This window comes from Paraburkholderia sp. WS6 (genome assembly GCF_030464835.1).
Classification (GTDB): domain Bacteria; phylum Pseudomonadota; class Gammaproteobacteria; order Burkholderiales; family Burkholderiaceae; genus Paraburkholderia; species Paraburkholderia madseniana.
Genome location: NZ_JALQCK010000048.1, coordinates 1 through 13506 on the forward strand (window position 1 = coordinate 1; position 13506 = coordinate 13506).

The following is a 13506-nucleotide window of genomic DNA, read 5'->3' on the forward strand; positions in this document are numbered from 1 at the left end:
GACGAGAAGCACCGCCGACTCAGCACAAACCGGCATGGCCGGGACTTCTGAATCTGGGGGCCCGGTCAGCTCAAACCTCTTTTGGAGAACCGTATGGCTGAAATCATCGAAATCGGGTCATCGCCTTGCAATGAAGAATGCGCACAGGTCGGGCAATCGGACTACCCAGAGCGCAGCAAGGCGGAATGCAGGGCTTTTATCAACCAGATCAAACGCGTGATCGGCGAGCCGCCTGAAGGCGTCACTCTCTACACCAAGAGCAATTCGCACGACTTCGGCACGTATCGCGAAGTTGCCGTGAAGGTCACCGCGGTAGGCGAAGACGCGCGTGACATCGCATTGGTGTACGCCTATCGCTGCGAAGGCGAGTCCCCCGAAAACTGGGACGACGAAGCGCGTGCAGAACTCGCCGACGCCGGTTTTCCATCTTCCGTAGAGGCGTAACGGAACGTCAAGACAGCAGTCCGCTTCACGCGGGCTACTCGCAGACCACGGCGGCCGATGGCCGCCGACAGCGCGCAAGGTTAAAGATGGCATTCACACTTCCCGACTGGACGAAGCCGTACCTAACCGGACAGCGCGTCGGGCACGCACAGGCACTCATGGCATACGCAGATTACTACTGCGTTGACGGCAGCGCCGACGAAGAACCCCTGGAGGTCGAGGAGCGGATCGAACTGCATCGGCCGCCGATGGTGTCATACGCGAGCCGCACGGGCACGCGACGCAACCTTGCCGCGATGCGCGCTGCCGGGTGGAGGCTACTGGTTTCTGCCGCCGGAGTATTGCGCACGGAGGGCATGCCGTACGCGCTCGACAACGGAGCGTGGTCGGCATTCCAGCAAGGCGTCCCCTTTGACGAAAACGCTTTCATGCGCGCCGTCGACAAACTAGGGGAGGGTGCCGACTGGATCGTGCTGCCAGATATCGTTGCTGGCGGCTTGAAGTCTCTCGACTTCTCGCTTGCCTGGCTGGAAAAGCTCCGCGACCTCCCCACACGGCTCCTGATTGCCGTGCAGGACGGTATGGAAATTGACGATGTGCGTTCGCTGTTGTCCCCTGCAGTTGGGGTCTTCGTAGGTGGCACCACTGAATGGAAAGTGGCGACGACCATGGCTTGGGGATCAGTCGCCCGCCGACGTAACTGCTATCTGCATGTCGGTCGGGTCAACTCCGACAAGCGCATCCGTATCTGCGCCGCAGCAGGAGCCAACAGCGTCGATGGCACCAGCGGGTCGCGCTTCGCGAAGACCATAGCAAGACTGGACCGTTCTGTGCGCCAACCCGATATGTTCTCCCGGGCGCATGAAAGCCTTGCAGAAGCGCAGCTCGCCGGTGAGGGCTTATTGCTTTCTTCCCTGATCGACTAGACAGACGAGCGACCTCGCTCGAGGAGATAGACCCATGAGGTTCAAGCGACAGGAGCGGTATGAATTTACGGACACCTCGCGCAAGCGAGCAGCGTTCGAACGAAAAAAACGAATCGAGCGCGAAGCGTTTCCGCTCTTCGCAGACCAGATCGCTGCCGAACAGATAAGCACCGACGAAGAAATGGCCGGGCGCCGCGTCACGTGGGAACGCCAGACCGTTGCCGATCGACAACGGCGCGCGGGAGAGTGGCGTAAGGCACGAGCTCGCGTACGTGAGTATCCCGACCCAGTTCGCCGCGCCTTGCTCGCCTACTGGCAAAATTGCAGATGGCCAGCCGACCCGAGTTACTTTTTGACCATGTGCCATATGTACGACAACGGACGGCTGGAGCTTCCCGCATCGTCCTAACCCCGAGACGCCGGCCCGGTTCCGGCGTTTATGTTTCCGGTACTGCCGCAGCCATCCAGCCGTGCCGCTGCATCTTGCGCGCCTGGCTACGCCCGTCACGCAAGCTGACAGCATCGCGTCACGGAATCATTTCACCCCCGCTCTTGGGGCCGCGCCGCGTCCCGCGGACTTGCCCCGGCGCGTGCCATCCCCTCCAGCCTCGCTGCCTGCAGCAGCTCGGTTCCCGGAGCCAGCCCGCCGTCAGTTGCTTGCGTACTGGCATCACTGCAGCTGACCTGCACCCGACCTATCTTTTTTTGACGGTGCGCATGTACGATACCAGTCGCCTTGAACTCCAAAATTCACCCAAGGCCCGACGCGAATTTTTTGCGTAATAGTCCGAAGTAACAATGTAGCGATATCTAAAATCGCGTTGGTAGCATCAGTCAGATTAGCCACCGGAACAACAACTAGCATCGAGGAAAATAACAAATGCTTCGTCTGAAATCCCGCTCCATTTCCGCTGCTGTACTTGCACTTGCGCTCGCAGGTTGCGGAGGAGGTGGTAGTTCAAATAGTGGAGACAAGTCCACGCAACCCGCGAACACCACCCCACAGACAACGACCACGTCGAATACCGACTATAGCGTCACGGGTACCGCGCCCGCTGTAACTGGTGTAAATGGCATTGTGGCTGCGGTTTTTGCGCCGGACACGCTGACCTCAACAGGGCTGACAGGTGATGGATTTACGACCTCCACCGCTCCGCTCTCGAGCCAGGTTCAACAATCGAATTACGGGGGCGCATTCACGACGGTTGCAAGTACGAATGGGGCCGTGACGCTGACAAAGAAATCAACGATTGCGGATATCAACGGGGCGGGCGGATATATCGCGATCGGCCGTTGGACCAACGGCTCGGACTCGAGCGGCGGAAACTATACTGCCAATCAAGGGGCGCACTATGCTATCGGCGCTCCGCTGGTGATGCCGACGACGGGAACCGGCTCGCTCGCCTGTTCGAATCTTATGGCCACCTCGCCAACTTCGGCAGCGGGTAACGTTGCGCCTGGGTCGCTGCAGACGGCCACCGCGACCCTGGATCTTGGCACACTGACGATCAAAAATTTCTCCGCGACCGTCACAATCGGCTCGGACACTGCCGCCACCTTCTCGAAGGCAAGCGCGTCCTCGGGTGGTGAGGCGTTTGGTGGTGGCGTGACCGTCATGACGCGGCTGATGGGCACCGATACGACCAAACCGCTGATCGCCGTCGCCTACGGCGCGAAGCTTGCAAACACTGGTGACATCAACGGTCTCGTCGTTCTGACGTGCCAGTGACGCATTGATCGACCTGGTTGCGGTGCGGGCGGCATTGTCGCGCGCACCGCAAAGTCAGGGCACGCCGCGGTCCCCCTCTCCACAACACACTAAACAGCCGTGACGCGACACCTCGCGCGACAGGCTTCGCCTGTCGCGCAAGCTGACAGCACCGCGTCACGGAATCAATTCACCCCCGCTCTTGGGGCCGCGCCGCGTCCCGCGGACTTGCCCCGGCGCGTGCCATCCCCTCCAGCCTCGCTGCCTTCAGCAACTCGGTAATGCGCTCGCCGCGCGGGCGTTTCACTTCGCCGCGGCTTTTCGTGCCGAATTCCCGTCCCCCTGGTTCGCCGTCCTTTTCTCGCGATCGTAGCCACAGCCTGCGCTGCGTCAAGGCGCGCGGGGCCGTGTCAGTCGCTAACGCTCCATCCCGCCCCACACCCCGCGCTTGAATCCTTGACCCAGCTCCGGCCGCGTCTCCTTTGATCGCGGGACGACGAACTCAGGGGAACGGCGGCAACGACGAGAAGCACCGCCGACTCAGCACAAACCGGCATGGCCGGGACTTCTGAATCTAGGGGCCCGGTCAGCCTCGGAATACGCAATCAAACCCGGCAACCCGGGAGGAGGTAGAGCGATGGCAACAGCACGGCAATTCAGCATCAAGGTGTTTGTGGGTGGCGAAGAGCAGAAGCAGATCAACGGGATGGGCAAGGCGAACAAGGAAAAAGAGTTGCGCCGCGTGGTGACCGAAACGCTCGAATCGACAGGCGGAGAGGTTTGGGTGACAGAGGCCAACGCCAAAGCCTGGCAGGTGTGGGACTGCCTGAAAGGCGCACGTTGGGGCACGCGCGGACGGGTCGTCTACAAGGGCGCTGCATAACAGACGGACAGGAGGCAATCATGATCAAGGAGGGTCGGTCGATTGCACAGGCGATCGCAGCGGGAAACCTCTACCAGATCACCGTGTACTGCAATACCGATTGCGGCACCCGCCGCGTGGTACGCGCTTACGATCCGCCCGCGTGCGAATCGCTTGATGAAGTGATCGAGTGTTATCGGCAGGTGTTTGGTTTGCTCGGCGACGGCTTTACCGCAGAGGGTTGCCGCGTCACAGGCGGGCGAATCGGAGGGCGGTTCATCGCGGAGATTTGCGACGTGACCGAGCGCCTTCAGTAAGGGGCAGGGAAACGTTGGCAACGGCGAGAATTGCTGCCGACACATCAGTAACCACCATGGCTGGGACTCAGAATCTAGGGGACCGGTCGGATCGAACCTTCAGGAGACAACTAGTGCTGACTACGCACCGACTGATCCAGATCCACGCCCTCGCGGACGCGCTTGCGAGTCACGCGCGTGTTTCTCGTCGTGCAGCTGACAAGGCGGCTTCGATCAACAATCGCAAGGCCAACGCCTATTTCCTGCAACGTGCCACGCGCATGGAGCGAATCGTTGCGCGCTGTGTCGCGCGCCTGGAGAACGCGTGACGCTCGCCAGAACCATAAACGCCTATGACGTCTATCGTAGCCTCGACTTCGAGGGCGCAGATTGGGTGTATATGGGCACAGTGTCCGCTCGCAACGAGGTGCACGCCATCCTTGATGGACGGGAGAAATCAGGTTTCGACGCGACGGACCGAGGCGTTTGGGAAGCGCGACTCGCATAACCCGCTCCCGATGTTCATTGCAGCCATCATCTAAAAACCCACTCACCCAAAACAACTGAGAAACCCATGAAGTCCATCCTTGCATTCTTCAACGGCATACGCGAGTTCCGCGCGGCTCTTACCACACACTACGCCGAACGCGATCTCCTGTTCGCATATGAATCGGGGCGCGACCTTGCGCATCGACTAACTTTTAGACGGTATGAGGAGTAGCACAGGAAGTGATGGCTGACGCTGCTGCGCGCGCGGCCATCACGCAAATGCCGGTGCCAACGAGCGCCGACAGTTCCACGCAATCGAACTGTTCACGATACCGCCCAGCATCCCCACCGCAGATACCCGATTCGCCGCTTACTAATTCAGGGGCAACCATGCAACTCGACAGCAGACGCGTCCAGTCACGTAACGCCTGCGGCGTGCTAGTCGTTTCCTATGACGTCCTGTGCGACGGCTTGATAGTCGATAACGTGCCGACCCAATCGGTCGCGTTCCAACGCATGGATGCGCTTTGGGCCACGCGTCCAGAATCCGACAGAGTTGCAGAGCAGCTCTATACCGGGGACTAGCCGGATCGAGTGCGCGTTCACGCGCACCGACTCCGCAATCCAGCCTGCGCGCGGCACCTTGCGCTCCTGTCTCACGCCAGGCACGCAAGCCGCCAACCTCCGCGCCCAGGATTCCAGAGACGCCCGCTCTTGGGGCTACGCTGCTCCGCAGCGCGCCCCGGCGCGTGCCATCCCCTCCAGCTTCGCCGCCGGCAGCGGCTCAGACAGCGCGCTCGCCGCGCGCGGCGTTTTCCCTCGCGACATCCGTCCCTGCCGAAATCCCCGTCCCCTGCGTTCCCGTCCTTTTCGCGACAGTAGCTGCTCGCACTTGCCGGTCAAGGCGGTCGTGACCGGGTTGGCGCTGCGCGCCTGCCCGCACCGACTCACGCCCTCTAATCCTTGACCGTCGCGCGCTTCGCGCTCCTTTTGTCGCGGGACGATGAACTCAGGGGAACGGCGGCAGCTTCGGTAGGAGGCCGTCGACTCCGGAAAACAACTCACGCCGGGACTTCTGAATCTAGAGGCCCGGCGGTCCCGCTACACCTGAACCCATTCTTGAAAGGAATCGCTATGGAAACCGTGAGGCAAAACGACGCTGTCCAGAACGCACAAGCCAACGAGTCGCAGGGTCACCCCCAACGCCTCATTACGGATGAGGCAGACTTCACGCTGATCCCTCTGAATCGCCTGGTCAAGTCCCCCTTTAACCAGCGCAAGAAGGAACGGCCACAAGCAGACGTAGTTTCGCTCGCGGTCAACATCAGGGGGTTGAAGCGCCTTCTGCAGAACCTCGTGGTTCATCCGATGAAGAAGGTAGCCAAGAAAGCTCAAACCTATGGTGTCGACGCCGGAGAAACGCGACGCCTGGCGCTGAACTGGCTCGCGGAGCAGGGGGATATTCCGGACGACTATCCCGTGCGTTGCCAGATCATTTCGGTTGCCGATGCGATTCTTGCCAGCGCGTCCGAAAATGACGTGCGCAATCCTGCACACCCGGCTGACCAATGCCACGCTTACCTCGCACTGGTCGAGGAAGGCCGCAGTGCAGAACACATCGCGGAGATTTTCAATATCAATCCCAAGACCGTCGCACGTCGCCTCAAACTGGCGAATGTATCGCCCAGGCTCTGCGAGCTTTGGCGTAACGACGAAATGGAACTGTCGCAGATTCAGGCGCTGGCCTTGAGCGACGACCATGAAGCGCAGGAGCGCGTTTGGTTCAGCGCTCAGGCCCAGTGGCAACGGCAACCGCACGAATTGCGCAAGGTCATCACGCAGGACGAAATTAACGCGTCCAACAGCCCGATTGCCCGATTTGTCGGCCTCGAAATGTTCGAAAAGGCCGGAGGCAAGGTGCGCCGCGATCTGTTCGCAAACGAAAGCGAGGGATGGTTCACGGACATGGCACTCATGAGCAGCCTCGCTCTCCAGAAACTGGAGGAAGAAGCTGCGCCGATCCGCGCTGAAGGCTGGAAGTGGGTCGAGGTGCGCACCGACTTCCCTCGCGAGGCACGGTCGGAATTCAGCCAGATTAGCCCCGCATCGCTCCCTTTCAGCGACGAGCAGCAGGCCGAGTTCCAGACGCTCGAAGCCCATATGGATGAGATCGAAAAACTTCAGGCAGCGGACAACGTAACTGATGAGGAATTCAACAAGCTGGAGGAGGAACTTGAGCAGCTTCAGACGCGCTACTCGCAGATCGAGGACGCGGGTATGGGCTACGCACCGGAGGTCAAGGCACATGCGGGCGTAGTGGTGTTTCTCACCCGTAATGGCGTTGGGGTAACGGTTGGTCTGGTCCGCGCGGATGACGAACCCGCGTTGCGCACCGTCATCGAGGAATCGGGTCACTCCGAAGAAGCGGAACACCTGACGCGTACAGCCTCCGCCGGTATCTCGCATTCGCAACCGGCAAAGGAAAAATCTGCTCACTCGGAGAAGCTGCTGCTCAACCTCACCGCACATCGGACTGCCGCAGTGCAGTGCGAACTCGCGATGAACCCTCACGTAGCGCTGGCAACCATCGTGCACAAACTCGCACTCGACTTCGTCTATAGAACCCATGAGGAAGCGATCAGCGCAGTGCAGGTGAGTTGCCGTGATGCAACGCATGAAATCGAGCGTTCGGCACCGGGTATCAAGAAAGAAGCCCGCTACGAGACGTTGCGGCTTACTTTTATCGCTAGTCGTATCGCCATGCCGAAAGATCCGAATGCGCTGTTCGGATGGTTGCTTGAACAGTCTCAGGCCGCTTTGCTGAATATCCTCGCCGTCTGCACAGCAATCAGCCTAAATGGCGTTAGCAAAACCGAAGGACCGAACGCAATCAATGCCATCGCGGCTGCGCTCGACGTCAACATGTCGGCGTACTGGCAACCGACACGCGAGAGCTACCTCGACCATATTTCGAAGGACCGCATTGTCGCCATCGTCGGCGAGGCTGTGTCGCCGGACGAAGGCAAGCGTCTTGCGAAGATGAAGAAGGGCGAGGCAGCAGAAACTGCCGAGAAGCTACTCGAAGGGAAGAACTGGTTGCCGGATTTCATGGTCGCCGCCGAAGCAAAACAGATCAGGTACTACGCCACGCGTGACGATGATACCGACGAGGACGACCAAACGCCGGATGACGAAGGTTCCGGGGTCGTCAGCGATGAAGCGAGTACGCCGGAAACCCCCGACCAGGGTGGTGCTGTTGAAGTGCAGGCAACCGCCGAACTCGGCGCGTGGCACTTCCCGAAAGCCTCCGATTTCGCATGCGAAACCGCTGAGGCGGAAACGCAGTCGGCCAGCGTCGCGCAGCCCGTCAATGCCGTGAACGCTCCGCTGTCACCCGCTTCGGCATGGCCTTTCCCGGCACCTAACCCGGCAGCTTTCATCTCATTGCCGAAGGCAGCCTGATACCAGTTTCTCTCCTCGGGTCTTCGGACCTTTTCTGCCCCGCCTCGTTGCGGGGTTTTTTTGTGGCCGAATCTCCGCCGGATAAGCGGTTCGCTCCGCCCAGAGTGCGTCGCGGCTCTCCTCCGGGGCGCGCCATCCGGCGCTCCAACCCGTCGGAGAGCCGCGACGAGAAACAGTATCGGCTTCGCCGACACAAGGGGGAACCCCGTTCCGGTTCCCCCTTGGAACCTCCTCCCCCGGAGCTCCACGCAAACCGCGTCGGAATTGTAGTCAGTGTTGCAAGTGAGTAGAATAAATACATGCGTTCCTTGCGGAACGAAACTATCGAGTCAAATATAAAGTGTGATGTTGGAAAAACCCGAGAAAAACATATTCGTAACCACGCACGCTACGCTCGCCGCTTGCGCGGCGACTCGCGCGCGTCGCTACGACCATCGGTCCAGCTTATTCAATGCCAATGACCTGTCACTCGGGCGAATCAACGCCACTGCGCACCCGCGGCTCGCAAAGGCACCCGCCACAGAGATTGGTTTCGACAAATTGACTCGTGGTGGAAGGCACATCGAACTTCAAAATCTCCTGCATACACGTCGGACCACTCTCCAGAGTCCGAACGATTCGAGCTACGCCACGCTCGGCACAAATCGTTCGGCGACGGTGGTGCATTAATCAATGCAGATGCTCAGTTCGCTGGTCTTCGCTCTCATTGCCGGGCGTCTGTTTTTGCCAACTGAGCAACCCGTAAATTCCATTCAATCTATCGGTAGGTTTTCCCGGCGGTTGACGTTGGTCGAACTGGCTCTGTGCTCTCTTTTAGTCCTTTCCGCCGCCGCAGTTATCTGGATCATCGGTCCGTTGGTCGTCCACTTTGTGCACTTTTGCAACCCAAATCTCGCGTCTTATTTGAACCTCGAGTCGCCCACGCTTGCCTCCGCGGCAGAACGGGACTGGCTTCTCGTCAAGAGGGTGATGCTTGGCTATTTTTCGCTGTGCATTGTCTGCCTGCTCGCATTCGCATGCTGGACCGTCGCAGAGCTTCGTTTCGCCGCACGCTCGAAGCCGGAAAGCATTCGCTGGACGATCCTGCTCGTGGAGTCGGACCATGAATAAACCTTCAATCCCTAGGGGCGTCTTTGCTTTGCAAAGACCGGCTATGTTGCGCTACGCCCGCAAAGACTGCGGGCTAGGCGTCGAGCCTCCTGCGGAGTCTCGCCCCTCTCCCTGCGGTCGGGGCGGCCAGCGCCTCGCCGATCGCTCGCTTCGCTCCCGAAAACTCTCACCGTTCAAGCGCTTCTCCACCGAATTGCTGTAGTGGTCCCTCGATCGCAGCAAGTTTGCCCCGCTCACGCGGGGTTTTTTTTCGCTGCGCTCCTCGTTCTCACGAACGCGCTTTCGCGTCGTGCCTTCGGCACGAAAAGGCGCTCGCCGCGCGGCGTTCTGCCTCGAATGGTCTTACTGCCGAAACCCCGTCCCCTGTGTTCCCGTCCTTCTCCGCGACAGTAGCCCTACGCGTTGTTCGCACAAGGGTTCGCTTCGCCATGTCCTCACCCGTTCGGTGCTCGCCTTCGGCTGCGCTCCGCAGTGCGGCCTCCGGGCATGCCCTTGCACGCCCATCTCTACAGGCTTCTTTTGTCGCGGGACGATGAACTCAGGGGAACGGCGGCAGCTTCGTAAGAAACACATTTCTCAGCAGAACAGATCTACGCCGGGACTTCCGAATCTAGGGGCCCGGTCAGCTTTAAAAACGACGCGTTTTCAACTCACGAGGAACAGAAAATGACCACACGCAACACACTGATCGCAATCGCTGCCACTCTGCTTTGCAGCGCAGCACACGCTGACGAAGCCATTACGGCCGCAAACAACGAAGTCTCCATCTCGTTCGGTGCTAACGACCTGCTCTATCACGAACTCGATAATGCGCACGTTACTGGCGGAAAATACGCCGACTCGGAGCAAGGCTCCCAACCGGCTGTTCAGGTCGCAGCGGTCCGGCAGGGCTCAATATTCGGACTCGAAGGCATCTATACCTCCGCCGCAGTAACGGTCGCCTCCGGACATACGAATTACACCGGGTATCAGATTTCCCTGACTTCGCCGAGCGGCATTGGTGCGCCTGTGCAGACGACCACGTCAATGACGGAGGCGGACGTTGCTCTCAAACTGGGGCGCGCATTCATGCCGCTCGCCAGCCGACGTCTCCAGGTTACGCCGTACCTAACGTACGAGTTTCACGTTTGGGAACGCGGCACCAACGAAAGATACTCGAACAGCATGGCGGGAATCGGTCTTATGGCGCAGTACTCCATCACGCACCGAGTCGTACTGTCTGCAGATGTAACTTACGGGAAGACCTTCGGCGTCCTGCTTCAGTCCATGCACGGCCTCGACGAACGTCTTGGCTCGCGCCCGAGTCGCAGCGCGAGCCTCGGTGTCGACTATGCGGTAACGCCCCGAACACATATCAAGGCCAGCTATCAGGTGACGAGCTTCGGCTACGGCCAGTCCAACTATGAGAAAGGCGTCTTCGCCGGAATGCAGGGAACGTGGTACGAACCAACGTCCCGGACCATCCAGCAGCGCGTGCTAGTCGGGATCGCTCACTCATTTTGAGGAGCCTCCGTGGTCGGAAGGGGAGTCGGTGCTGGACATAAAGAAACCGGTCCCCATCGACTTCCGCAATGCGCCGTTTCGACAGAATGACCCGGGTGTGGAACCATCCATTATTGTTAGCTATGCTGAACACGGTCCGGATACCTGCGGTGCTAACTGCGATCTGTGACGACGGGGGAAACATGACAACGATCGAGAGACTTCCTGAACTCGATATGACCAACGCTCAGGCGAGCACGTTCTTCGGGTGCGAATGGATCGACCGGTACGGACAGGCGATCTGCAAGGTATTGCCTCACCAGCCGATGCGCGAGACCTATGCGCGGGGCTGCATGGCGGCAGGCGCCGTCAGGGTGGTGACCTATGACATCACCGCGCCCGCGGGAACGGACCTGGACGCTGCCTTCAACTTTGCGCGCAACAACATGCGCCTCAAATCCTGACGGTACTGACATGCACACGAGCTCGCGCCTTCTTTGTCGCCTGGCGTTCCTCGGTACGCCGTGGACTGTCGACGGGCCGGCGCCCACGAAGCTGCCGGGATGCCGCAACCGTGTCTATCACCTCGGTCTGGCATTTGGCTGGATGTCGGTCGCCGGCGTGCATGACCGTCGCAAGTTCATGCAACGCACCGTCAAGAACAGCATGGCCCGTGTGTATCTCCGCTACGCGTTCACTGGCAGCTTCTACGCCGCGCCGCGTATCCCGCCCAGCCGCACCGGAGTCTGATCGCCGTGAACGTCACCATGACCAAATCATCGAGTAGCGGCGAGCGCCGCATCCCCCGCACATACGCCCTTGGCGAGCGGGTATTTCTGGCTGTGCCGAGCCACGAGGTTCGTGAGGCGCTGAAGATGGGCGCACAGTGGGACCGCGCGGGCCGGGTCTGCTACATCCACGTGAATGCCGATCGTGCTCCGTTCGCACGTTGGATCGTCGACGACGCGGCACTGAGCGCTGCAGGTTTGAATAGGGCAGACGTAATCGCCGACTTTCGGGACGCGATGCAGAGCTACGGGCTTGTGCCGGTTGAGCCGGTACCAGATGGCCAGTGGCATTGCGCGCCGTTGACTACCGACAAGGGCAGCAAGATCCACCAGACGCACGGCGGCTACCGGTTAAGCCTTGACGGCGTTCCGCATGGCGTCATTCGCAATTTCAAAGGCCGGACCGGCTCATGGCGATATCAAGGCGCGCGCCTCTCGAGAGTCCAGCTCGCCGCGATCGACGCACAGAACAAGGAGCGCGAAGCTCTACGGCAACAGCAGGTTGAAGCTGAGCAAAAGGCAGTCGCTGACAGGATCCTGCAGATCCTCGTGCCACTTGAACAAGCCTCCGGCCATGTACATGGTTACCTCGAAAAGAAGGGCGTGCGCGCGCACGGCCTGCGCATCGCGGATGGCGGGACCGACGACATGGCCGGTCTGCTTAACATGCCCAAATTCAAGCCCGGCAATGCGAAATGGCTCGTTATTCCGGGGCGCGACGTCTACGACAATCTACTCACAGCCCAGGCCATCGATCCCAGAGGTAACAAGGTCTTCGCCAGTGGCGCGCGAAAAAAGGGTGCCTTCCACGTGATTGGCGTGCGTCGTGCACGCGAGCTCGCGCTCGCGCCGGCCGTCCTCTTCTGTGAGGGCTACGCGACAGGTGCGAGCCTTCATGAATCAACAGGCCTGCCGGTTGTGGTTGCATTCGATTCAGGCAACCTGGTCGAAGTGGCACGGCAGTTCGCTCCGGTCCTGCCGGCCGATCAACCGAAACTGGTTTGCGGTGACAACGACCAGTTTTTCCTCGAAAAGTCGATCGACAAAGTCCTGGCCGTGGGCCTGAACCCAGCGGCCAAGCCCGAGACGCTAGGCGTTCTGGCCGGCGTGAATGACGCCACACGGGAAATCACCTTGACTGGGCTGCTGGCCGATGGCCAGTGGCACGAAGGGCACCACGGCAAATATCGGATCGCGCTTCACGTCGAGCGCCACATCGTTAGCGGGGTCACAGTCGACGTCGTGCAAAAAGGAAAGGGCCACGTTCGCCAGACCGTGCGCAACGCCGGCATCGAGGCCGCGCAGGAAGCCGCACGAATCCTCAATGGGAAGGCCATCGCTCCGTTCTTCGCTTCGCTCGACGGCCGCCCCACGGACTTCAACGATCTGGAGGACCGCGAAGGTAGCTCGCGCGTGGTCGAAATCATTCAGGCGGAACTCACGTTCAGCCTGCCTTTACATCTCGCAGCATAACTGGCAGGAACCGTCATGGACACCAACGATAAACAGACGCCGCAGGACGCTATCCGCGCCGAAATCGACTCGCTCGAGGCGCATCTCTTCGCACGAGGCTTTCGCATCGAGTCCGTTCCAGGCTCCATGCCGGGCGAGCCGGCGCGCGTTATCCAGATCCGGGACGATGAAGCGGTGCCGCCTGGAAAATCCAAAGTGCTCGACGCAAGCGCGTTGCTATGGTCCCTGCTGATCGACCTTGCCGAAGGCTCCATCACGCTCGACCAGTTTCAGTCTTTCGGCGGCGACGAATGCCGGAACGAGCTTTTCGAGTGAACGGTGCCGCGCTCTCGCGGCCGCACGCGCCACACCCCGGCGCGTGCGGTTCAACGTCAAACCTCCACAACCCATCAGGTAGTGATGCTCCCTGCGGTCGCATAAAGGCGCTCGCCGCGCGGCGTTTTTTCCCTCGCGGCAGTCACGGCTA

Annotated in this window: 13 protein-coding genes; all 13 read left to right on the top strand. The window is 60.3% G+C overall.

Annotated features, from left to right (window positions below; translation table 11 throughout):
• Positions 1–93: 93 nt before the first annotated feature.
• The 13 genes from M0D64_RS37430 (at position 94) to M0D64_RS37490 (ending at position 13355) form a co-directional block, all read left to right on the top strand.
• On the top strand, positions 94–444 hold the full coding sequence (locus M0D64_RS37430) for a hypothetical protein (protein ID WP_266243628.1): 351 nt from the start codon (positions 94–96) through the stop codon (positions 442–444).
• 158 nt (positions 445–602) lie between these two features.
• The gene (locus M0D64_RS37435; protein ID WP_266243626.1) at positions 603–1370 is read left to right on the top strand and encodes a hypothetical protein; all 768 of its coding nucleotides are present in this window, start codon (positions 603–605) and stop codon (positions 1368–1370) included.
• Positions 1371–2595: 1225 nt separating this feature from the next.
• Positions 2596–3099: a hypothetical protein gene (locus M0D64_RS37440; RefSeq protein ID WP_266243624.1), complete on the top strand. Its 504-nt coding sequence runs from the start codon at positions 2596–2598 to the stop codon at positions 3097–3099.
• A gap of 616 nt (positions 3100–3715) precedes the next feature.
• Complete coding sequence (locus M0D64_RS37445) at positions 3716–3961, top strand: hypothetical protein (protein WP_266241715.1); 246 nt, start codon at positions 3716–3718, stop codon at positions 3959–3961.
• A gap of 20 nt (positions 3962–3981) precedes the next feature.
• On the top strand, positions 3982–4257 hold the full coding sequence (locus tag M0D64_RS37450; protein ID WP_266241717.1) for a hypothetical protein: 276 nt from the start codon (positions 3982–3984) through the stop codon (positions 4255–4257).
• 113 nt (positions 4258–4370) lie between these two features.
• The gene (locus M0D64_RS37455) at positions 4371–4565 is read left to right on the top strand and encodes a hypothetical protein (RefSeq protein WP_266241719.1); all 195 of its coding nucleotides are present in this window, start codon (positions 4371–4373) and stop codon (positions 4563–4565) included.
• Between the two features lie 1123 nt (positions 4566–5688).
• Complete coding sequence (locus M0D64_RS37460; protein ID WP_266261416.1) at positions 5689–8187, top strand: ParB/RepB/Spo0J family partition protein; 2499 nt, start codon at positions 5689–5691, stop codon at positions 8185–8187.
• Positions 8188–8859: 672 nt separating this feature from the next.
• On the top strand, positions 8860–9297 hold the full coding sequence (locus tag M0D64_RS37465; RefSeq protein ID WP_266241723.1) for a hypothetical protein: 438 nt from the start codon (positions 8860–8862) through the stop codon (positions 9295–9297).
• Between the two features lie 666 nt (positions 9298–9963).
• On the top strand, positions 9964–10800 hold the full coding sequence (locus M0D64_RS37470) for a hypothetical protein (protein ID WP_266241725.1): 837 nt from the start codon (positions 9964–9966) through the stop codon (positions 10798–10800).
• Positions 10801–10868: 68 nt separating this feature from the next.
• A complete protein-coding gene (locus tag M0D64_RS37475) occupies positions 10869–11243 on the top strand; it encodes a hypothetical protein (RefSeq protein ID WP_266241727.1) in 375 nt (124 codons plus the stop codon).
• 10 nt (positions 11244–11253) lie between these two features.
• The gene (locus M0D64_RS37480) at positions 11254–11529 is read left to right on the top strand and encodes a hypothetical protein (protein ID WP_266241729.1); all 276 of its coding nucleotides are present in this window, start codon (positions 11254–11256) and stop codon (positions 11527–11529) included.
• Positions 11530–11534: 5 nt separating this feature from the next.
• Positions 11535–13040 (top strand): DUF5710 domain-containing protein, encoded by a 1506-nt coding sequence (locus tag M0D64_RS37485; RefSeq protein WP_266241731.1) that lies wholly within the window; start codon positions 11535–11537, stop codon positions 13038–13040.
• 15 nt (positions 13041–13055) lie between these two features.
• Positions 13056–13355, top strand: a complete 300-nt coding sequence (locus M0D64_RS37490) for a hypothetical protein (RefSeq protein ID WP_266241733.1) — start codon at positions 13056–13058, stop codon at positions 13353–13355.
• The last annotated feature ends 151 nt before the right edge of the window (positions 13356–13506 follow it).